The 19,624-nt window shown below is 69.4% G+C and carries 20 protein-coding genes and 1 tRNA gene; 7 read left to right on the forward strand and 14 right to left on the reverse strand.

The window, feature by feature from the left end:
* Nucleotides 1-611: 611 nt before the first annotated feature.
* Nucleotides 612-2,534, reverse strand: coding sequence for a DUF6311 domain-containing protein (locus QSK31_RS37425; protein WP_285689441.1), 1,923 nt, complete (start codon nucleotides 2,532-2,534; stop codon nucleotides 612-614).
* A 281-nt stretch (nucleotides 2,535-2,815) separates the two neighbouring features.
* Between QSK31_RS37425 and QSK31_RS37430 the strand changes: the two genes are divergently transcribed.
* Complete coding sequence (locus QSK31_RS37430) at nucleotides 2,816-3,532, forward strand: class I SAM-dependent methyltransferase (RefSeq protein ID WP_285689442.1); 717 nt, start codon at nucleotides 2,816-2,818, stop codon at nucleotides 3,530-3,532.
* A 52-nt stretch (nucleotides 3,533-3,584) separates the two neighbouring features.
* Here the strand turns inward: QSK31_RS37430 and QSK31_RS37435 are convergent, their stop codons facing one another.
* Complete coding sequence (locus QSK31_RS37435) at nucleotides 3,585-4,112, reverse strand: YbhB/YbcL family Raf kinase inhibitor-like protein (RefSeq protein WP_285689443.1); 528 nt, start codon at nucleotides 4,110-4,112, stop codon at nucleotides 3,585-3,587.
* A 284-nt stretch (nucleotides 4,113-4,396) separates the two neighbouring features.
* Between QSK31_RS37435 and QSK31_RS37440 the strand changes: the two genes are divergently transcribed.
* Nucleotides 4,397-5,596, forward strand: a complete 1,200-nt coding sequence (locus tag QSK31_RS37440; protein WP_285689444.1) for a GAF domain-containing sensor histidine kinase — start codon at nucleotides 4,397-4,399, stop codon at nucleotides 5,594-5,596.
* Nucleotides 5,597-5,626: 30 nt separating this feature from the next.
* Here QSK31_RS37440 and QSK31_RS37445 read toward each other — a convergent pair whose 3' ends face one another.
* From QSK31_RS37445 to QSK31_RS37455, 3 genes are all read right to left on the reverse strand, one after another.
* Nucleotides 5,627-6,283 (reverse strand): GNAT family N-acetyltransferase, encoded by a 657-nt coding sequence (locus QSK31_RS37445; protein WP_285689445.1) that lies wholly within the window; start codon nucleotides 6,281-6,283, stop codon nucleotides 5,627-5,629.
* 52 nt (nucleotides 6,284-6,335) lie between these two features.
* Entirely contained in the window at nucleotides 6,336-7,046 is a 711-nt protein-coding gene (locus tag QSK31_RS37450; RefSeq protein WP_285689446.1) for a C40 family peptidase, read from the reverse strand.
* Between the two features lie 215 nt (nucleotides 7,047-7,261).
* Complete coding sequence (locus tag QSK31_RS37455; RefSeq protein WP_285689447.1) at nucleotides 7,262-7,717, reverse strand: DUF427 domain-containing protein; 456 nt, start codon at nucleotides 7,715-7,717, stop codon at nucleotides 7,262-7,264.
* Between the two features lie 87 nt (nucleotides 7,718-7,804).
* Here QSK31_RS37455 and QSK31_RS37460 point away from each other — a divergent pair, with 87 nt between their 5' ends.
* On the forward strand, nucleotides 7,805-8,257 hold the full coding sequence (locus QSK31_RS37460; protein ID WP_285689448.1) for a lamin tail domain-containing protein: 453 nt from the start codon (nucleotides 7,805-7,807) through the stop codon (nucleotides 8,255-8,257).
* Nucleotides 8,258-8,464: 207 nt separating this feature from the next.
* On the opposite strand, the gene QSK31_RS37465 is transcribed toward QSK31_RS37460, so the two are convergent.
* The 4 genes from QSK31_RS37465 to QSK31_RS37480 all read right to left on the reverse strand — a co-directional run bounded on the left by QSK31_RS37465 (nucleotide 8,465) and on the right by QSK31_RS37480 (nucleotide 10,813).
* The gene (locus QSK31_RS37465; RefSeq protein ID WP_285689449.1) at nucleotides 8,465-8,971 is read right to left on the reverse strand and encodes a DinB family protein; all 507 of its coding nucleotides are present in this window, start codon (nucleotides 8,969-8,971) and stop codon (nucleotides 8,465-8,467) included.
* A gap of 55 nt (nucleotides 8,972-9,026) precedes the next feature.
* Complete coding sequence (locus QSK31_RS37470; protein ID WP_285689450.1) at nucleotides 9,027-9,206, reverse strand: hypothetical protein; 180 nt, start codon at nucleotides 9,204-9,206, stop codon at nucleotides 9,027-9,029.
* A 69-nt stretch (nucleotides 9,207-9,275) separates the two neighbouring features.
* Nucleotides 9,276-10,163 (reverse strand): transketolase family protein, encoded by an 888-nt coding sequence (locus QSK31_RS37475; RefSeq protein WP_285689451.1) that lies wholly within the window; start codon nucleotides 10,161-10,163, stop codon nucleotides 9,276-9,278.
* A 20-nt stretch (nucleotides 10,164-10,183) separates the two neighbouring features.
* Entirely contained in the window at nucleotides 10,184-10,813 is a 630-nt protein-coding gene (locus QSK31_RS37480) for a thiamine pyrophosphate-binding protein (protein ID WP_285689474.1), read from the reverse strand.
* 75 nt (nucleotides 10,814-10,888) lie between these two features.
* Here QSK31_RS37480 and soxR point away from each other — a divergent pair, with 75 nt between their 5' ends.
* The gene (gene soxR / locus QSK31_RS37485) at nucleotides 10,889-11,323 is read left to right on the forward strand and encodes a redox-sensitive transcriptional activator SoxR (RefSeq protein ID WP_285689452.1); all 435 of its coding nucleotides are present in this window, start codon (nucleotides 10,889-10,891) and stop codon (nucleotides 11,321-11,323) included.
* Here soxR and QSK31_RS37490 read toward each other — a convergent pair.
* Nucleotides 11,312-12,268, reverse strand: coding sequence for an NAD(P)H-quinone oxidoreductase (locus tag QSK31_RS37490; RefSeq protein ID WP_285689453.1), 957 nt, complete (start codon nucleotides 12,266-12,268; stop codon nucleotides 11,312-11,314). The genes soxR and QSK31_RS37490 overlap by 12 nt on opposite strands.
* 86 nt (nucleotides 12,269-12,354) lie before the next feature.
* Between QSK31_RS37490 and QSK31_RS37495 the strand changes: the two genes are divergently transcribed.
* Together QSK31_RS37495 and QSK31_RS37505 are read left to right on the forward strand one after the other, a co-directional pair.
* A tRNA-Ser gene (locus QSK31_RS37495) sits at nucleotides 12,355-12,442 on the forward strand.
* Between the two features lie 1,197 nt (nucleotides 12,443-13,639).
* Complete coding sequence (locus tag QSK31_RS37505; RefSeq protein ID WP_285689454.1) at nucleotides 13,640-15,070, forward strand: glycosyltransferase family 4 protein; 1,431 nt, start codon at nucleotides 13,640-13,642, stop codon at nucleotides 15,068-15,070.
* 32 nt (nucleotides 15,071-15,102) lie between these two features.
* Here the strand turns inward: QSK31_RS37505 and QSK31_RS37510 are convergent, their stop codons facing one another.
* The 3 genes from QSK31_RS37510 to QSK31_RS37520 all read right to left on the reverse strand — a co-directional run bounded on the left by QSK31_RS37510 (nucleotide 15,103) and on the right by QSK31_RS37520 (nucleotide 18,247).
* Nucleotides 15,103-16,527: a nitroreductase family protein gene (locus tag QSK31_RS37510; protein WP_285689455.1), complete on the reverse strand. Its 1,425-nt coding sequence runs from the start codon at nucleotides 16,525-16,527 to the stop codon at nucleotides 15,103-15,105.
* 68 nt (nucleotides 16,528-16,595) lie between these two features.
* Nucleotides 16,596-17,057 (reverse strand): hypothetical protein, encoded by a 462-nt coding sequence (locus tag QSK31_RS37515; RefSeq protein WP_285689456.1) that lies wholly within the window; start codon nucleotides 17,055-17,057, stop codon nucleotides 16,596-16,598.
* 59 nt (nucleotides 17,058-17,116) lie between these two features.
* Nucleotides 17,117-18,247 carry an acetyl-CoA C-acyltransferase gene (locus QSK31_RS37520; RefSeq protein WP_285689457.1) on the reverse strand — a complete coding sequence of 377 codons (1,131 nt, stop codon included), beginning with the start codon at nucleotides 18,245-18,247 and terminating at the stop codon, nucleotides 17,117-17,119.
* Nucleotides 18,248-18,283: 36 nt separating this feature from the next.
* On the opposite strand from QSK31_RS37520, the gene QSK31_RS37525 reads away from it, so the two are divergent.
* Nucleotides 18,284-18,718, forward strand: coding sequence for a PH domain-containing protein (locus QSK31_RS37525; RefSeq protein WP_285689458.1), 435 nt, complete (start codon nucleotides 18,284-18,286; stop codon nucleotides 18,716-18,718).
* Here QSK31_RS37525 and QSK31_RS37530 read toward each other — a convergent pair.
* Nucleotides 18,706-19,605 carry a rhomboid family intramembrane serine protease gene (locus QSK31_RS37530; RefSeq protein WP_285689459.1) on the reverse strand — a complete coding sequence of 300 codons (900 nt, stop codon included), beginning with the start codon at nucleotides 19,603-19,605 and terminating at the stop codon, nucleotides 18,706-18,708. The two genes, QSK31_RS37525 and QSK31_RS37530, sit on opposite strands and share 13 nt — an antisense overlap.
* Between the last annotated feature and the right edge of the window lie 19 nt (nucleotides 19,606-19,624).

The following is a 19,624-nucleotide window of genomic DNA, read 5'->3' on the forward strand; positions in this document are numbered from 1 at the left end:
ACGGCCACCCGGGACATGCCCGCCAGCTGAAGTGATCCTTCGTGCGCGTCCTCGCTGCCGGCGCTTCGCCCGACGTGTGGGATGGGATCGGGCGCCCGCCCTCGCAGCGCCCGCCCCCGCGCGCCCGAACTCGCAGCCGCCCCGCGGCGCCCCCTCGCGGCACCCGAACTCGCGGATGCCACTTTCGCCTGGCGCGGGTCGGGCTGGGTATGCCAGGCGGTCGGGGTGCCCACTCACGGTGGTAGCCGGCGCTCGCGGTGGTAGCCGGCGCTCGCGGTGGTAGCCGGCGCTCGCGGTGGTAGTCCAGGGCGGCATTTCGGCACCGAATGCCGCTCTGCCCCACCACGGCGTGCCTGGTCCTACCACTCGCGCAGGCTTCTACCACCGGCCGCGCCTGGCAACGGCCGGGAGCGGCGGCAACAACCGCGAGCAAGCACCCCGCCGCCTGGCAGACCCCAGCCCGACCCCCGCCGACCGGGAGCGGCGGCAACAAACCGCGAGCGGCAGCAACGGCTAGCATCTGCCAGGCGTCTGCTTCACCTGGCCGAGACCCCACGACCAAACGCCGACGGCGGCACGCACCAGGACGGCGCGGGACCCGGCCGCGAAAGTCAGTTGATGTCCGGCCCGGTCAGCACCGCGTCCGGGTCGTCGACCAGGGTGCGGACGTTCCAGGTCCAGACGCCGCCGGTCCAGGTCGGCTCGAAGCCCAGCAGGTCGGTCATCGCCCGCAGCATCTCCACGTCGCGCGTCTGCGGCTGGAGGATGATCACGCCCGCCTTCCAGTACCGCAGGTCGGCCAGCGTCATCTCGCGGCGCGTGTCGGTGATCTCCGGCGTCGGGTTGCCCTGCTCGATGGAGGCCATCAGCCCACTCGTCGGCCGCCACGGCGGCGAGAAGAGCGCGGTGCGGTCGGTCGGGTCCAGCGGGTTCTGGTTGGGCAGCAGCGCGTACGCCCCGGCGATGCGCATCTCCTGGCCGGTGTAGGCGGTCCAGCGCAGCGGGTCGGGGTAGTTGGCGTCGGGCAGCGGCAGCGTGACCACCGTGTGGTTGTCGTCGGCGTACTGCCGCCAGGCCCCGGAGGTGACGAAGTCGGGAACCGGCGCCATCGGGGCGCTGCGCACCGGCGTGGGCACCAGCGGGACCAGAGCCATGGCCACCGAGGTGATCATGGCGACCCGGACCGGGCCACGCGCCGACGGCTGGCTGCGGACCAGGTCGATCGCCTTCTGGCAGCCGATCGCGAGGACGATGCCGACTACCGGCGCGATCGCCATCGCCCAGCGGGTGGGCACCGCGGAGTTGAGCACGGGGACGCTGTGCAGGACCGCCCAGATGCCCGGGACGCCGGTGTTGATGCCGTTCAGGAAGATCCGCGGGCCGAGGGACATCGCCGCGTACAGCAGGGCGACGCCGCCGAGGGTGAGCACCGCGACGTTGCGCCGCAGCCAGACCACCAGGCCCAGGAAGAGGATCACCAGGCCCCAGCCGAAGAACGCGTTTTCCTCGGCTGGGTTCTGGGCCAGCCGCTCGGCGGTCAGCTCGTTGCCGGCCACCGACCGGGTCGCGTACGCGGTGAACGAGCCGAGGTCGGCGCCGAAGTTGCGGACGAACTGCGGCAGGCCGTGGTAGCTCTGCGGTCCGAAGAACTGCACGGCGAGCGGGTAGGCCAGGACGGCCAGCGTGACCACCGCGGCGACGCCGAGGCCGCGCAGGAAGGTGGTCACCTCGCCGGGGCGGGTCCGCCGCCGGGAGATCGCCATCACCGCGCAGAAGATGCCCAGGCCGACCGCGGTCATGAAGAGGATCTCGAGGTTGATGAACGCCTGCCAGACCAGCAGACCGGCCAGGATCAGGCCGTTGCGTGCCGCCTTGCCCGGGGTTCGCAGCGCGAGGCAGCGCCAGATGATCAGCGGCACCAGGAACTGGGAGACGATGTTCGGGTGGCCGCCGGCGTGCGAGGCCATGCTCGGCGCGAAGGTGCAGAACAGCGCGCCCACCCACGCGGCGAGCCGCGAGGCGACGAAGACGCGGGAAAGCACCAGGTACCACGAGATGCCGGTAACTGCCAACGCGAGCGTAAGAAATAAGTTGAACGCCACATGCGGGCCGAACAGAAGAGTGATCGGCGTCATCGGCAGCGAAACGGCCAACACCGAGGTGTTGGCCATCATGTTCACCCCGTCGGGGTAATTCATGCGATCGGAGAAGAACGGATAAGCGCCATCAGTAACGACACGAGCACCGTGCGCCAGCATCCACTCGAAGAACGCTTGATCCTGTGGATCATCGCGCAACTCATGATCAAGATTGAGCCACAACGGCGCTGTGATGAAGAGCGCTACCGCAACGAAACTGAAAATGGCGAGCGCGTCCCGCCACGTGAGAGAGCGCCAGAAGCGCGGGCGCGCGGCGGGCTCGACCTCGGGCTCAGCAGCAGGTATGACGGCCAGCGTCGGGCTGGACACGTCGCTCTCGAGTGCCTCGAGCTCCGCCTCCAGGTCCCCGGCATCGGTGACATCGCGGGGTCGCATGGAACTCCCGCCGGCTGACTGACCGCTGGGGTCAATACCCGTAATCGTCATAGCATCGGCCACCCTAACCGAGGTTGGTAACGTTGAAGTGACGGGCGGCCGATGCGTGATCGACCCGATATCTACACACGTTGCAACTTGAGCGCGTACCCGCGCTGCAATGTCTCAATCAGGCAAAAATAGAGTGGCCCACGCCCGCTCAACTTTCGCCACTGGGCGCTGGATGGTTAACTCGATCAGTCCCGCTGTCGCTCGGATTGCAAGACGAGGGAACCTTACTTATGGCAGACATCACCGGAGACCAGCGGATCCAGTCCGAGGTCCTCGAGGGCCTCGCGATGGCCGTCAACCACCGGCGGTGGTTCGTCGAGCTCGCTCTCCCCTACCTCGGCGACAACCCGATCGAGATCGGCAGCGGTCTCGGCGACTACGCGCTGGAGTGGGCGGAGCACCTTCCGCGCTTCACCGCGACCGAGGCTGACCCCGACCGGCTGGTCCAGCTCAAGGAGCGCCTGGCCGATCACACCAACATCGACGTGCGGCAGATGCTGCTGCCCAGCCCGGAGGCGAACGGCGAGTACAGCGCCGCGGTCTCGTACAACGTGCTGGAGCACATCGAGGACCACGTCGGCGCCCTGCGCAGCATGGCCGACCTGGTCCGCCCCGGCGGCCGGGTCATCCTCATCGTGCCGGCGTTCATGTTCGCGATGAGCCAGGTGGACATCGCCACCGGCCACATCCGCCGCTACACGAAGAAGACGATGCGGGCCGCGATGAGCGAGGCCGGCCTCGAGATCGAGAAGCTGCACTACGCGAACGCGCTGGGCCTGATCGGCTACTACGGCGCCACGAGCATCTTCAAGCTGGCCCCCAAGGAGGGGCCGATGGTCAAGATCTACGACAGCATCGTGCTGCCGGTGACCAAGGCCGCGGAGAGCGTCGTGAAGCCGCCGTTCGGCCAGTCGGTCTTCGTGGTCGCGCGCACCCCGCGCTCCTAGACGACGACGGTCCACCATGACGCCCGGGGCTCACGCCCCGGGCGTTGCTTGTTCACTTGTTCTGATAGGTGGGGCGGATGACCGCCCGGGCCAGCGTGTGGAAGGCCAGGTTGAAGCCGACGTACGCCGGCGTCGCCTCCGGTCCCACGTCGAGCCGGTCCACGTCCAGGGCGTGCACCGCGAAGACGTACCGGTGCGGGCGGTCGCCGGGCGGCGGGGCGGACCCGCCGTAGTTGGCCTCGCCGTAGTCGTTGCGGACGCAGAACGCGCCCTCGGGCAGTGGGTCGGCGCCACGCTCCAGCTCGGTCACCGAGGCCGGGACGTTCACCAGCACCCAGTGCCAGAAACCGCTGCCGGTCGGCGCGTCGGGGTCGAAGCAGGTCACCGCGTAGCCTCGGGTCTCCTCGGGTGCGCCGCCCCAGGACAGCTGGGGTGACTGGTTCCCACCACCGGCGCTGGGGTGGATGAACAGCGCATCCAGCGGCTCACCGTCGGTCACGTCCTTGCTGGCCAGCGAGAAGGACGGGACGGCGGGCAGCAGATCGTACGGATCCGGGGCGACAGGGCGCTCGAGACTCATGCGGACGTTCCTTCCGGGCAGAAGACACCACTCGACCCGAACGTAGTCCCCACTCGTGCCACTCCCGTAACAGGTGGGGAAAACGCACACGTGGTGCGCGCGACCTCCCGATGGCCGGGCAACACTACTGTCAAACATCCGACCGGGTGCGAGCGGCAAAGATCCCCGCGCCCGGTGGTGATATCGCAAAGCCGGCGCCCGCCCTTCGAGGACGGGCGCCGACTGCTGTGCGGGGTTCCACGAACCGGGCCGAATCGTGGCAGAACGGATGAGAGCATCGGGTGGTGAGAGCCCCTCTGCCCGAGGACGAGCCGGCGCGCCTGGCCGCCCTGCACGACGCGCAGGTGCTCGACACCGCGCCGGAGGAGGACTTCGACGGCATCGCGCTGCTGGCCTCGCAGATCTGCGGCACACCGATGGGCCTGGTCAGCCTGGTCGACACCGACCGGCAGTGGTTCAAGGCCAAGGTCGGCGTCGACATCGACCAGACGCACCGGGACTTGTCCTTCTGCGCCCACGCGATCCAAGGTCACGAACTCTTGGAGATCCCGGACGCCACCCACGACCACCGGTTCGCCGACAATCCGATGGTGCTCGGCGACAGCGGTGTCCGGTTCTACGCGGGCGCGCCGGTGGTGCTGGACGGCACCCACTCGGTCGGCACGGTCTGCGTGGTCGACCACGTGCCCCGGGAACTCTCCTCGGCACAGCGGCGGGCGCTGCGCAGCCTGGCCCGGCACGCCGCGGTGCAGCTGGAGCTACGCCGGTACGCCCGGCACGCCGGCGAGATCTCGGACCGGTTGCGCCAGGTCGACCGGATGAAGGACTCGTTCCTGGCCACGGTGAGTCACGAGCTGCGTACGCCACTCTCGTCGATCCGCGGCTATCTGGAGATGCTGCTGGACGACGACTTCGACGCCGAGACCTCGCGCCGCTTCCTCTCCGTCATGCAGCGCAACTCCGACCGCCTGCTCCGGCTCATCGACGACCTGCTGCTGGTCGCCCGGCTCACCGACGAGGGCATACAGCTCGACCTGGCCGAGCTCGACCTGGCCGAGGTGGCGCATCACGTGACGTCCGCCTGCCGGCCGCTCGCCGAGCACAAGGAGGTGAAGCTGAGCGACCGCACCGAGAGCCCGGTGCCCGCGCGCGGTGACGCCAAGCGGCTCAGCCAGGCCCTCAACCACCTGGTGGTGAACGCGATCAAGTTCACCGCGGCGGGCGGCGAGATCGCGGTCGACGCCAGCGCCGAGAACGAACCCGAGCTGATCATCACCGACACCGGCCTGGGCATCCCGGCCGACGACCTGCCGCACGTGTTCGACCGCTTCTACCGCAGCGCCGCCGCCGACCAGATGGCCACGCCGGGACCAGGCCTCGGACTGGCCATCGTCCGCTCGATCATCGACGCGCACCACGGAAGCATCCGGGTCCACAGCGACCCCGGCCTCGGCACCACGGTCCACGTCACCCTGCCCCGCTGACCAGCCATCGCCTCCGACGGTTGCCGGACGTCACCCTTCCCCGCCGGCCAGGCCGAACATCTCCGAGCAAGGGTCAAGACCAAAGATCTTCACGGGTACGCCGCGCGCGGCCGCCCACGATGCCCGATCGAGCCGCAACCGCCGCCCCACCATCGGCTCACCCCGCACCACCAGCCGCTCGATCCCGTCGTCGGCGTAGCCCAGCCGCTTCGACACCCCGTACGACGCCGCGTTGTGCTCGAACGCCTCCGACACCGCGAACTCCGCGCCCAGCCCGGTGAAGGCCAGCTCGAGCACGGCGGCACGCATCTCCTTCCCGTACCCCTGCCCCTGATGTGCGAGGCCCAGCCACGACCCGCTCGCCACCTCACGGAGCACCGCGAACCGCTTGGCGCTGATCGCCTGCGTGCCGATCACCTCGCCGTCCGCGACCACCACGAACTGGAGGTTCCAGTCGTCCGGCGACCAGCGGGCCCAGGTGCCCCACTGGAACTGGATCGTGTTGCGGGCGACCACCGCCGGCTCCGCCTCGGTCCACGGCACCGAGAACGGCTGCACCGCCGGGTCGTGGACCCCGCGCGCGGCGACGTCGGCCAGGGCCGCGAGATCCTCCGCATCCGGAACCCGCAGCTCCAGCCGCGGCGTGGTCAGGCGCAGGCCGGCGATCGGCCAATGGTCGGTCAGCATGCGAGCAATTCTCACGCGTGGTGGCGAATGTCCGCGACCGAATTTCCGCCCTTTACAGCCGCTCGATGTGCAACCCCGCATACAGCTTGCGGAACACCACTCCGGTGCGCCGGTTGCCCGCGTCGATCATCATCCCGCCACCCATGTAGACCCCGACGTGACCCGGCCCGACGACCAGATCACCCGGACGCGCCATGGACCGTGGAATTGACCGCGCACGAGCCGCCTGACCACCCGAGGAATGCGGCAGACTGATGCCCGCCCGAGCGTAGGCGCTCATCGTGAAACCGGAGCAGTCGAACATGCTCGGCCCGTCGGCGCCGGACGCATATCCCTTTCCGACCTGGGAACGAGCAAAGGCGATCACCGCGCCCATCCCCGGCCGGATCGCGCTCGACGTGCGGATCCTGACGCGCTGGTGTGCGCGCTCGCGCCGAGGCGCCGGCACGCTGCTCTCGACCCGGCGGTCGAGGCGCCGTGCCCGCTCCAGCTTCGGCTTCGGCTTGCGCACATGACGCTTGACCTGCACGGCAGCGTGCCGCACCGGAGCACGGCGGACCAGGGGACTCCTCGGCACGGCGCGCCGCGCAAGAGCCCGCGATGCCCGCGCCGGACGCTTGGCGAATACGACTGCCGGGTCGAAATCGGGCGTCTCGGCGGTCGACGGAGCGACGCTGGGCAGGTTGGCAACTGCGTCGGCGGGCCGGTCCGAGGACTCGGCAACCGGCGCGATAACGGCTAGCACAATGGCGCCGGCGGTCAACGCGCGACGCGTGGACGGACGGGACAGTTCGGCCTCCGTACTAGGCCCGGTGCACTCACGCGAATCCCATTGTTGCCTTTGCCGCCTCCGAGGAAACGGCGATGGGAACCCGGGCGTATATGGGTAATTCCGTCGACCATGCCAGCACATAATTGCATTGCGGATGTGTCGGATCGGAATTTTCTACCCGGCGATTCGCGCAAAAAGTTTTCGGCTCACCAGCCGGACGTACCCGAACCGCCCTTGAACGGACCGCCGATGTCGGGAGTGATCCAGCCGCCGTAGAAGTCGCCGTCCTGAGCGCGGACACGCTCACCGTCGAGCGTGCACTCGTCCACCCGCCCCGGGTAGAACGCGAGCGCTCCGGCCAGCACTTCGTACCCGGGGCTCGGCTCCTCGTACGACCAGGCGACCGCGCTCAGCCGCAGGTCGCCGACCACCAGGTCCCAGTAGCTGGCATAGCCCTTGAACTCGCAGAACGTCCGGCCCGGCGCCGGCTCCACGCCCCGGACGTCCGCGCGGGGCAGGTAGTAGACCGGGGGGTGCGAAGTCTCCAGCACCCGGAACGCCCCCGCCGTGTCGGCCACGGTGACGCCCGCGTGCACGATGCGCACGCGCTTGGAGCTCCGTTCGACCCTCGGCGGGCGCGGGTAGTCCCACACCGACTCCACGATCAGCACTGTAGCTCGGACGGCCGGACCGACCGGCCTGACTGTTCGGGCCGGTGCGCAGCGCGTACGCCGGCAGTTGAACCGGGCATGCGTATCCCCGCCGCCCTCGTGGTCGCCGCCTCGGCGACCGCCGTCATAGCCCTGGCCGTCCCCGTAGCCAACGCCGCAGCCGTCCCCCAGGTGCAGATCACCCGCATCCAGTACGACTCGCCCGGCACCGACAACCGCTCGGTCACCAGCCTCAACGCCGAGTACGTCCAGCTGACCAACACGACCGCCAAGGCGGTTAGCCTGAAGGGCTGGACGCTGCGCGACAACGCGTCCCACGTCTACAGCTTCGGCAACTACACGCTGGCCGCCCGTGCCCGGGTCATCGTCCACACCGGACCGGGCACCGCCAGCGCGCAGCACCGCTACTGGCAGTCGAAGGCGTACATCTGGAACAACGACCGCGACGCGGCAACCCTGCGCAACGCCGCCGGCCGCGCCATCGACTCGTGCTCGTGGGCCCGCCCCGGCAGGGGTTTCAGCGTCTGCTGACCAGCCAGTGCCGCGCGTATTTCTTGCGGTACCTGGGATCGGGCTCCTCGTCGATCAGCTCGCGCGCGACCGCCTCGAGCTGACCGTCCTTTGTGGCATCGCCCGGAGATCGCAGACTCTCCACAATGCCCGGATCATCCGGCCGCCCGCGCGGCGTATGAGAGCAGGATCCGGTACGTGGATCCGCTCGCTCACAGTGTCCGCACGCTATTCGCCCGTCGCGCCGTCGATGCGTTCGCGGAGGAAGTCCGCGTGGCCGTTGTGCCGCGCGTACTCCTCGATCATGTGCAGGTAGATCCACCGCAACGTGTAGTCCTCGCCCGGGCTGGCCGCGTCGAGACGGAGCCCGGCGACGGCGGCCCGCGACCGGGCGACACTCGCCTGATAGCTGGCCAGGTCGTCCGCGGCCCGCGTGGCGTCGACCACGTCGCTACGTTTCCCCGAGCCCGGTGCGTAGTCCCAGAAGTACTGGTCGTCCGGCCGTTCGTCGTACGCGTGGAACCAGGCCTCGACCGCCGACATGTGCCGGACGAGACCGAGCAGCGACAACGTCGACGGCGGCACCGACCGCAACGCCAGCTGCTCCGGCGTCAGCCCGCCACACTTCAGCAGCAACGTCGCCCGGTGAAACTCGAGCCGATCGTCGAGCGCGGCCCGCTCGTCCACCGGGTTGATCGGCGGCACGGGCCGCTCAGGGACGGCCCATGTCGACATGCCAGCGATCCTACGGGCAAGGGTTGATCATGCCGGGGAACCCGGCGTTGCGGCCTCAGGCCGAGGTCCGGCGGTGGTTGCGGTACTGGACGACCAGGGCGGCCGCGACCGCGACGGTCAGGACGCCGAGGATGACGCTGACGATGGTCAGGCCGGCAACGCTGGTGGCGCCGTTGGCGATGGCGAGGACCACGAGGGCGATCCACAGGACGGGGCGGATGTCGTTGTTCTTCATGCCTTGAAATCTACGAATCCGTGCCGCCCGTGACGATCCAGCGGACTGCCCAACCGGAGGTACAGCCTGCTATACCCGCGGGTCGAGGAAGCCGGTGATGGAGGCACGCAGGCTGGCCGGATCCAAGCCGTGGGTACGGGCGTGGTCGGCCGGTGTGCCGTAGTGGCGGATCTCCGTGCGGCCCACACCCAGGTGCAGGGAACGGTGCGGGATGTCGCGCAGCGCGTCGGCGACCTGGCGGCTCGAGGTGCCGCTCAGGTACGGCTCGACCAGCACCACGTCGCGGCTCACCAGGCGGCGCAGGCCGGCCGTGTCCAGCGGCCGGGGCGTCAGCGTGTACGCCACGGTGACGTCCAGCCCGTCGGTGGCGGCGAGCACCGGGTCGAGCATCGGGCCGACCGCGACCACCACCGGGGCGCCCGCCCAGCCGGGCCGGACGACCTGCAGCGCCGGGCCCGTGTCGTACGCCCGGGTGTTCTCCTGGCTGCTCAGCCGCACGTAGACACGGTCGTCGGTGCGCGCCGCCGCCCGCAGCAGGGCCGGAACCTCGTCGGGGTGACCGGGCACGTGCACGGTCCAGCCTTCGAGGGTGTCGAGCAGTTCGACGTCGCCGGGCGACTGGTGGGTGTAGCCGGCACCCGACGCGTCGTAGGAGGCGCCGATGCTGACCAGCACCGCTCCGGCGTCCTGATGGCCGAGGTCCAGCTTGAGCTGCTCGTAGGCGCGGTCGACCAGGAACGGGGCGTACGAGTGCAGGAACGGCCGCATCCCGGTCAGCGCGAGCCCACCGGCCACGCCCGCCATCAGCTGCTCGCGGATGCCCACGTTGAGCACCCGGTCGGGATGGCGGCGCATGGCCGGCAGGAACGCGTCGGCGGAGATGTCGGCGAGGACGATCGCGGTGCGCGGATCCTCTTCCAGCAGGGCGGTCGTGGTGGCGACGAAGGTGTCCCTCATGACGTTCAGTACTCCTTCTTCTAGACGGCGGCGACGACCAGATGCGGGCGGTCGCGATCCCGGTCCGCCAGGGCCAGCTCGATGGCGCGGTGATCGCGGCCGTCCACAATGGCCGTGGTGAATCCGGGGAACCTGGCGGCGATCCCGCCCGGCCAGCCGTGGGTGGCCGACTGGTTGTCGATGACGATCGCCGTCAGCGGGAGCTTCGTCGCCGCGGCGTACGCGATGGCCTCATGGTTTGATCCCTCATCGAGCTCCGCATCGCCGAGCAGGACGAACACGCGCGAGTCGACGAATCCCTGCGCCCGCAGGCCCAGGACGGTGCCGACGGCCAGGCCGAGGCCGTGGCCGAGCGAGCCGGTGCCGACCTCGACGCCGGGGACGAGGACGCGGTCCGGGTGGCCGCCGAGGTGGTTCATCCGGGTGCCGAGGCCGTCCAGCCACTCCTCGGGGATGAAGCCCTTGGCGGCGAGCACGGCGTAGTAGGCGGCCGGCCCGTGCCCCTTGGACAGCAGGAACCGGTCCCGGTCGGGGTCGTCGACGGTCTCCGGGGTGATCCGCAGGATGCGGTCGTAGAGCACCCACAGCACGTCGAGCGTCGAGTTGGCGGACGGCGAATGCTTCTCGTCGCCGGTGATCCGGGTCAGCATGTGCTCGATGGTCGCGGTAACGGTCATACGGATAGAGTGCAAGTTCAAGTTAACTTGAGGACAAGGCGACCTTCAGTGGACCTGCTCACCATCGGTGATTTCGCCGTGCGCGCCGGGGTCGCGCCGTCGGCCCTGCGCTACTACGAGAGTCAAGGGCTGATCAGATCCACGCGTACGGGCGGGAATCAGCGCCGCTACCAGCGCAGCGAGTTGCGCCGCGTGGCCTTCATCAAGATCGCGCAGCAGGTCGGGGTTTCGTTGGAGGAGATCCGGGACGCGCTGTCGGCGCTGCCGGAGAACCGGACGCCCACCAAAGCCGACTGGACCAGGCTGTCGGCGCGCTGGCGCAAGCGGCTGGAGGAGCGCATCGCCCTGATGGAACGGCTGCGCGACCAGCTGACCGGGTGCATCGGCTGCGGCTGCCTGTCGATGAAACGCTGCCAGCTGATCAACCCCGGCGACCAGCTGTCCCTCACCGGCGCCGGCCCGCGCACGCTGCTAGGGGAGTAACACGATCTTGCCGAGGTGGTCGCTGGCCTCCATCCGGCGGTGCGCCTCGATCGCCTCGGACATCGGCATCGTGACGTCGATGATCGGCTTGATCTCACCCGCGTCGACCAACGGCCACACGTTATCGCGTACCCCAGAAACGATCTTGCTCTTGTCGGCGACCGACCGCGATCGCAACGTGGTCGCCGAGATGGACCCGCGTTTGCGCATCAGCTTGCCGAGATCCAGCTCAGCCTTGCGGCCACCCTGCAGCCCGATCACCGCGATCCGCCCGCCGGTGGCCAGCACGTCCAGGTTCCGCTCGAGATATTTGGCGCCGATGATGTCGAGGACGATGTCGGCCCCGCGCCCGCCGGTGAATTCCTCGGTGGCGGCCACGAAGTCGTCGGTCGTGTAGTCGATCGTCAGGTCAGCACCGAGTTTGCGCAGCGCATCATGCTTGGCCGCCCGCGCGGTGACGACAACGGTCGCCCCGAGCGCCTTGCCGTACTGCACCGCGAACGTCCCGATGCCGCCCCCACCACCGTGCACCAGGAAGACGGCGTCCCGGCGCAGCCGCCCCACATTCGAGTAAACGGTGCACGCCACCTCGGGCAGCGCCGCCGCCTCCTGCACCGACATCCCGCGCGGCACCGGCAGCAGCTGCCCCGCCGGCACCGCCACCCGCTCGGCGTAGCCGCCGCCGGCGAGAAGAGCACAAACCCGCTCCCCCACGTTGTGGTCACGCACCCCGGGGCCGATCGCGCTGATCACCCCCGAGCATTCCAATCCCGGGTACGGAGGTGAGCCCGCCGGCGGCGGATAGTTCCCCTGCCGCTGAAGCACATCGGCCCGGTTGACGGCCGCGGCGGTGACGTCAACGATGACTTCCCCGTCACCGGCCACGGGCTCATCAACCTCGGTCCAGTTGAGCCCATCCGGCGGCTCGATCACGATGGCGCGCATGCCGTCCAGTCTGCCGCTCAGACCACGGTCCCGCCCGGTTTGCTCACGAGAAGCCCGGATCTGGCAAACTGGGACAGCGCCGCAGGGGAGGGCTCGCCTAGTGGCCGATGGCGCCGGTCTTGAAAACCGGTGAGGCGTTACGCGTCTCCGTGGGTTCGAATCCCACGCCCTCCGCAATGAGCAGCGAAACCCGCCGCTGACCTGGGATTACTCGGGTCAGCGGCGGCCATCGCGGATCACCGGCCAGTCCCGCTCGGTTTCGCTCGATCCCGCTCGTCACGACAAATGCGCGACAACGGGATCTCGGCGTTTGCCCTGCTCGTCCCCCATGTTCAACGCACCTCGATGCGGCGGCTGGCCGCATCGGCTTGGCCATCGATGCATTTCGCGTAGACCGTCAGGAGGACATGCATGCTGTGCCGGACCAATCGGCGACCTATGGCAGGCACCCCGGCGTTGAGTTGCAGCAACACACAGGCGTGGCGCAGGTCGTACGGCCGCCGGGCCAACGGTGAGCGATGCTGCGCCGGCGTGAGAGCCGCCTTACGCGGCGCGCCGGACTCGCGCGTAGGTCACCCGGGACGCCGGACCGCCGCCGTAACGCCCCGGCGTGACGAACAGCCGGCCAGCCGGAGCACACCCGAAGACGGCGATCTCAACGGCGTATCGCAATGTGCCGTAAAAGACCGCGCGCTTTCGAGCAATTGAATTCGCTGCCGCTTTTCCTTCCGTCGTACGCCGTGGAAGCACGCCCGTCGGATTTCCGCATCAGACGGAGCACCGCGCTTGGACGAGAGCAGAGCTCGCCACATCGAATGCGACCCCATCGCGCTGAGCGGTTCTTCCGATTGCACCACTGCTGACGATGGGTCAGGCAAGTGCGTCGTCCAACTCGCAGTGGGGGAAGCCGAGGTGCTGCACGGCGCCCTAGACTCGCTCGTCTTCGACGCCGCGCTTCGATCTAGCGACGCTGCGGAAGCCGTTGCGGCAACTACTCAGTAGAGAGCAACGCTGGCCTGGCCGGCCGTGCTGGGCTGAATGGCGGGATTCCTCATCGGCCTCGTCGCGGCCATCCTGGGCTGGTTCGCGGCGACCGTTCCCGGCCGCGGAACGTAGGTGCTTCCATCCGAGGCGGAGTGAACTTCACTCCTTCGGGAGTCCCAAAAGTGGCATTCCGGCACGTTTCCTCTGCGGTAGCTGGTAGTTAGTCGACTTGTGTCAGACCTGGTTGAGGTAGCAGCCGCTCCGCCGATGCAACGCTCGTCGCATCAGTCGTCCCGCGGTCACGTCGTCATGCTGGTGCGCAATGGCGTGGAGAGTGACTCGCGGGTACAGAAGCAAGCCGAGTCGGCTGCGGCAGCCGGGTGGCGTGTGACGTTGGTCGGCCTCAAGCTCTACACCAGCAAGGTCAGTCGCTGGAACATTGGCGACGCCGAGGTGCGGCTGGTGCCTCTGGGTGACAACGCCTTCGTGCACCGAGCCCGCCGCCGGCGGTCGGCGCGCCGGATGCTCGCCTATCCGGGAGGTCCGACTACGGCCTACCGCAAGGGAGTCGTGGAGTACCGGCGCCAAGTGCTCCTTGCTCGCCTGGGTCAGCTGGCCGTTGCTCGGCGATCGGGAGCCGTGTGGCGCGCCCGCGCCGGTCACCTCGCGCTCTGTCCCAGCCGGATCGCATTGAAGGTTCTCCGTCCGTGGGTCCGGCTACGCGAGGAGGAACGCCACCGTCTGGAGGTTGCGCGGGCCAGCGAGAAGGCACTCCTGACGAGGTTCCACGTCTGGTTCCGGACCACCTTCTGGGGCGATCGCAGCTGGCGGTATCTCGATCCGGCAATCCTTGATCTGGAACTCGCCTTCGGTCCGGTGATCGACAAGCTCCGGCCGGACATCATCCACGCCAACGACTTCCACACGATCGGCGTCGGGGCTCGGGCCAAGATGCGGGCAGCGCTACGGGGTCGTTCGATCAAACTCGTCTGGGACGCTCATGAGCTGGTGTCCGGCGTCGTCGCTCCGCCGGGACGTCCGCGCTGGCTGGCCGCACAGATCGCGCACGAACGGGAGTTCGCACCGTACGCGGACGCTGTCATCACCGTCTCGCCGATGCTGGCCGACCTGCTCCAGGCCAACCACCGGCTGACGACCCGCCCCACCGTCGTGCTCAACGCGCCGAAGGTCTCGGTCGACACCGACGACGCCCCCGACCTACGGAGTCTCTGCGGCCTGGACGACACGACACCGGTCCTGGCATACAGCGGAGCGATCGCCCGGCAGCGAGGCCTGCACGTCGCCATCGACGCGCTACCCCAGCTTCCCGGCGTGCATCTGGTGCTTCTGTCACTCGCCCCGGACCGGACACGAGCGGCCGCGGACGCTCTCGAAGCACAGGCGGCCGCGCTCGGGGTCGCCGACCGGCTGCACCTGTTGCCCTATCTGCCCCACCACCAGGTGGTTCCGTTCCTCTCCGGTGCCAACGCCGCCATCAGCCCGCTCGAACACACGCCCAATCACGAGGTTGCGCTTACCAATAAGTCCTTCGAGTACGCACACGCCGGCTTGCCCCAGGTCGTCAGCGACGTACGCTCCGCCGCCGACATGGTCCGGGCCACCGGTATCGGCGAGGTCTTCCGGGCCGGCGACGTGGACGACTTCGCGCGCGCGGCCCGCGCAGTCCTGGAGGACCCTGCTCGATACCGCGCGGGCTACGACAAGCCGGGGCTTCTTGATGAATGGACGTGGGAGCGCCAGAGCGCCATCCTGGATGCCGTGTACGGCGGCGTGCTCGAAGTGGCCCCAACCGCATGATTTGACGACTCGTCAGGCCGTTTCAGCATCGCCTATTCGCGGGGTGGGACCGAGCGGACCGCTGTGGGCTCGCCGGGTTTGCCGCCCTTGGACGACTTGTAGTCGGCTACCCCTACGCACGTGAAGATCAGCGCATCCGGCTGCTCGCCCAGGTACGCCGGGATCTCACTGTCCATGAAGGTCATTCCGGTGGCGCCGGCTCCCAGGGCGTACGCCAGGAGGTGCAGGCGGCCCTCGACCAGGCCGGACGCCAACTGGGCCTCTCGGTATGCGTGCGGGCTCAGCTGGGTGACATCCGTGGCCGCGATCACGACGAACGCCGCGTCCCTGGCCAGGCCCTGCTCCAGCGAGATCCGGTACATCTCCTCGCGCTGGCTGCCTGTGCGCAGCGGCTTGGACAGGTCCGGCCAGCGGTACAGGCCGGGCTCCACGCCGTCGACGCCGTGCACTGCCACGAAGTGGGGCAACTCGATGCCGCGTAGCGCGATCTCCATCGACAGCGTCAGGATGGCGGACGGGACGGTTGCGGCCGGGTCCATCCGGCGGGTCGAGCCTCGCTCCAGGATGACTTCTTCGACGGTACGGGTGTCGGCGGGCTTGACCGGGATCGGCGCGCCGGACGGCCAGGGAGTGCCCAGCACCAAGTCGTCGCCGGCGTGCTGGGTGGCTGTGACCAGGGGAAACTCGCGCGGGGCCGCGTCGACTTCGCCGGGAGTGGCGGGGCCGCCAGCGGTCAGGGCGGGGGCGCCGCCGAGACCGACCACGGCTACCGGCCACTCGTGGACGCCGTCCGCCCCGACCAGCTCGGTCACCGGTCGATCGGCGAACGACGTGTACAGGTCCGCGGGGATGCCCGCCGATGCGGCTGCGGCCAGGAGCTGGGAGAGCATCGTGCCGGCGTCCCAGTAGACGTGGCGGTAGCCGCGTTCGCGGTAGCGCCAGCCGGTCCGCCACGGGACGCCGGTGGTGATGATGGCCGGTGCCGCACCGGACGGCGGCGGGCCGACCGTGACCAGGGCGTGCGCGGCTGGGTCGTACCAGTGCACCCCGGCGGGCAGCGAGCCCGCGCCGGACGGCACCGCTACATACAGCTCCAGCGGGAAACGGCCGCCTGCGGAGCCGGCCGCCCGGAAAAGCCAGGTGGCGTACGGGCGCTCCATCGTCCGCACCACGCCCGAGGCGAGGTAGAGCACCCGCCCGAGCTGGGCGAGATCAAGGTCCCCGCCGGTGGGGGAACCTGCCAGGACCTCCAGTGTGGATGCCGTCGACGGTGGCAGGTCGGACGGCAGCGGAATGCGTGGCAGCGACTCGGGGTAGCGCTTGTAGAACCACGGCAGCTTGGCCGTGTCGTTGACCTCGAGGTCCTGCACGATGCGCGGGTCGTCGACGGGGTCCGTCCACTCCCGACCGGGCTCGTACGAGGTCAGGCGATGCAGCGCTTGCGCGACGTTCTCCACACGGCCGACGCTACTGGATCAACCAGGCGCAAGGGAGTGGTTAAGCGACACCCCTGCCCGTGACGAGGTCAGGCCGCGAGGGAGACGTTCTGCCGGCGGTGAGCGAGGCGGCTCTCGGTGAAGACCTGCTTGAGCAGGCCGTCCAGGTGCCATACGTGTTCGGCGTCGGGTACGCGCATCTGGAAGCGTTCGCGGACGCCGTCGACGGCGGTCGCGCACACCTCGATGGTCGAGTCGCGTACGTCGGTGCTCCACGTGACGTGGCTGAGGTGGCGCAGGTTGGCGTTGAGGTGCAGCTGGAGCCGGTGCAGGACCCGGCTTTCGCGGGTCACCACCAGGCGTCGGTGGGTGAGCAGGAGAAGGAAGTCGCCGCCGCTCGGCTGGGATGCGGGAAGGACCCGGGCCACCAGCACGGTCGGATCGTCGGCGTCGACGCAGCGGCGGAAGATCGGTAGGTGCCTGCTGACGATCGGGATGGGCACGCCGGCCTCGGCGGCGGCGGGAAGGAACGTCCGTGAGAACACGTCCATACGGTTACTAACGGTGGCCGAACGGCCAGGGCAGCGGCCACGACGCCGTGAATAACGAATTACAACTTCTCGACGATGGTGGCGTTGGCCATTCCGCCGCCCTCACACATGGTCTGCAGGCCGAACCGCAGGTCATGGGCTCGCATGTGGTGCAGCATCGTGGTCATGAGGCGCGCCCCGGATGCCCCGAGCGGGTGACCCAGGGCGATCGCCCCGCCGCGCGGGTTCAGCCGGTCGGGGTCGGCGCCCGTCTCGGCCAGCCACGCCAGGGGGACCGGGGCGAACGCCTCGTTCACCTCGTACACATCGATGTCGCCCAGCTTGAGCCCCGCCTTGGCCAACGCCTTCGCGGTGGCCGGGATGGGCGCGGTCAGCATGATCACCGGGTCGTCGGCGGCGACGACCGCGCTGTGCACCCGTGCGAGCGGTGTCAGGCCGTGGGCGGACGCCCAGCGGGAGGTGGTGACCGCGAGAGCCGCGGCGCCGTCGGAGATCTGCGACGCGCCACCGGCGGTGACGACACCGTCGGGCTTGAACGGCGTCTTCAGCGCGGCCAACCTGACCAGCGACGTGTCGCGGCGGATGCCCTCGTCCTCGGCGCAGTCGGGCAGGTCGGCGATCTCCAGCTCGAAGTCGCCGGCGTCCTGCGCGGCGGCCGCCTTCGCATGGCTGGCCAGCGCGTACTCGTCCAACTGCGTACGCGAGAAGCCCCACCGCGCCGCCATCATCTCCGCGCCGACGCCCTGATTGAAGGTGTTCGTACCGTAGCGGGCGAGAATCGCCGGACCGTAGGGATCGGCGCCCTGCGCGGACGAGCCCATCGGCACCCGGCTCATCGACTCGACGCCGCCGGCCACCACCAGGTCGGCCTGGCCGGACAGCACCGTGGCGGCCGCGAAGTGCAGCGCCTGCTGGCTGGAGCCGCACTGCCGGTCGAGCGTCGTGCCGGGCACCGTTTCGGGCCAGCCGGCCGCCAGCACCGCGTTCCGGCCCACGTTCCAGGACTGTTCCCCGGTCTGCGACACCGTGCCCCACACCACGTCGTCGACCTGCGCGGGCGCGAAGCCGGTGCGCTCGGCGAGGGCCCGCAGCACGTGCGCCGACAGGTCGACCGGATGGGTGCCGGACAGCCCGCCGTTCCGCTTGCCGATCGGGGTCCGGACAGCTCCGACGATCACCGCATCGCGCATGCTGTCGACGGTACGCGTGCCTGCAATCATGGGCACATGTCTGGACAGCCGTGGCGGATCAAACCGGTCCTGCCGGTGACGAAAGGCCTGGGTGCGGTGGCCGTGTTGGTGCTGGCCACCGCGTTCAGCCAGGGCGATCGGGCCCCGTGGGTGCTGGCCGGCGCGGTCGCCGCGGGGCTGGCGGTGTGGGCGCTGCGCGATCTGGTCGCGCCGATCCGCCTGGCGGCGGACGCCGAGGGCGTCACGGTGATCGACGGGTTCGCGCGCCGTCGATGGTTGCCCTGGGCGGAGATCGATCGGGTACGCCTGGACCGGCGCGAACGCCTCGGCCTCACCACCGAGTTGCTGGAGGTCGACGCGGATGACGCGCTCTACCTCTACTCGATGCATGACCTGGGCGCGGACCCGCGTGACGTGCTGGACGAGCTCGAGCGGCTGCGCGCGGAGTGGGCCAAGGATCAGGACAGATAACTCATCGTCCGCACGACGACGGCGGCGAGCAGGGCCGCCAGGATGATTCCGCAGCCGACGACCTGGAACACCGTGCGGTTGTTCTTGGGCGCATAGGCGAGGACGCCGGCCGCCATAGCGCCGACGATCAGGCCGCCGAGGTGACCGGACACCGAGATGTTCGAGATCACGAAGGTGAAGACCAGGTTGATCACGATGACCGGCACGATCGGGGCCACGCTGCGCTTGAGCCGCTTGAGGATCACGAAGATCGCGGCCATCAGGCCGAACACCGCGGTGGAGGCGCCGACCGAGATGCTGTCCGGCGAGAAGAGGTACGACGCCACGTTGCCGCCGAGGCCGGCCAGCAGGTAGAGCGCGAGGAACCGGACCCGGCCCAGGGACGCTTCCAGCTCGCGGCCGATGATCCACAAGGCGTACATGTTCATCAGCAGGTGCAGCACGCCGTAGTGCAGGAACATCGCGGTGATCAGGCGCCACCACTCGCCCTCGGCGACGCCGTGCAGCTCGCCACCGTACGTGACGAAGGGCACCACCGAGCCCCACAGCGTGAGCGGAGTCTGGTTGCCGAGCAGGCCGCCCCAGCCGCCGCCGGCGACCGCGCCCAGCCCGCCGGTCACCACCGACAGGATCATCACGGCGACGTTGACGCCGATCAGCGTGCGGGTGATCGTGCCAACCCGGCCGGCCGCGGTGCCGCCGAACGCGGTGCGCGCCGACCGCTGGGTCTTGCGGCCCTCGGCCACGCACTCGGGGCACTGGTGACCGACCGAAGCCTCGTTCATGCAATCGGGGCAGATCGGCCGGTCACAGCGGGTGCACCGGATGTAGGTCTCCTTGGACGGGTGGCGGTAACAGACCGGAACCGTCACGGGAGACTCACTCATGAATCAAAGATACCGGGAG

Source organism: Actinoplanes sp. NBRC 103695 (assembly GCF_030269485.1).
Taxonomy (GTDB): Bacteria; Actinomycetota; Actinomycetes; order Mycobacteriales; family Micromonosporaceae; genus Actinoplanes.

What these genes read in the sequence shown, in the direction of transcription:
- QSK31_RS37425 (WP_285689441.1), bottom strand. Translation starts at nt 2,534, where the DNA reads ATGCGACCCCGCGATGTCACCGATGCCGGGGACCTGGAGGCGGAGCTC.
- QSK31_RS37430 (WP_285689442.1), top strand. Translation starts at nt 2,816, where the DNA reads ATGGCAGACATCACCGGAGACCAGCGGATCCAGTCCGAGGTCCTCGAG.
- QSK31_RS37435 (WP_285689443.1), bottom strand. Translation starts at nt 4,112, where the DNA reads ATGAGTCTCGAGCGCCCTGTCGCCCCGGATCCGTACGATCTGCTGCCC.
- QSK31_RS37445 (WP_285689445.1), bottom strand. Translation starts at nt 6,283, where the DNA reads ATGCTGACCGACCATTGGCCGATCGCCGGCCTGCGCCTGACCACGCCG.
- QSK31_RS37460 (WP_285689448.1), top strand. Translation starts at nt 7,805, where the DNA reads ATGCGTATCCCCGCCGCCCTCGTGGTCGCCGCCTCGGCGACCGCCGTC.
- QSK31_RS37465 (WP_285689449.1), bottom strand. Translation starts at nt 8,971, where the DNA reads ATGTCGACATGGGCCGTCCCTGAGCGGCCCGTGCCGCCGATCAACCCG.
- QSK31_RS37470 (WP_285689450.1), bottom strand. Translation starts at nt 9,206, where the DNA reads ATGAAGAACAACGACATCCGCCCCGTCCTGTGGATCGCCCTCGTGGTC.
- QSK31_RS37475 (WP_285689451.1), bottom strand. Translation starts at nt 10,163, where the DNA reads ATGAGGGACACCTTCGTCGCCACCACGACCGCCCTGCTGGAAGAGGAT.
- QSK31_RS37480 (WP_285689474.1), bottom strand. Translation starts at nt 10,813, where the DNA reads ATGCTGACCCGGATCACCGGCGACGAGAAGCATTCGCCGTCCGCCAAC.
- QSK31_RS37490 (WP_285689453.1), bottom strand. Translation starts at nt 12,268, where the DNA reads ATGCGCGCCATCGTGATCGAGCCGCCGGATGGGCTCAACTGGACCGAG.
- QSK31_RS37515 (WP_285689456.1), bottom strand. Translation starts at nt 17,057, where the DNA reads ATGGACGTGTTCTCACGGACGTTCCTTCCCGCCGCCGCCGAGGCCGGC.
- QSK31_RS37520 (WP_285689457.1), bottom strand. Translation starts at nt 18,247, where the DNA reads ATGCGCGATGCGGTGATCGTCGGAGCTGTCCGGACCCCGATCGGCAAG.
- QSK31_RS37525 (WP_285689458.1), top strand. Translation starts at nt 18,284, where the DNA reads ATGTCTGGACAGCCGTGGCGGATCAAACCGGTCCTGCCGGTGACGAAA.
- QSK31_RS37530 (WP_285689459.1), bottom strand. Translation starts at nt 19,605, where the DNA reads ATGAGTGAGTCTCCCGTGACGGTTCCGGTCTGTTACCGCCACCCGTCC.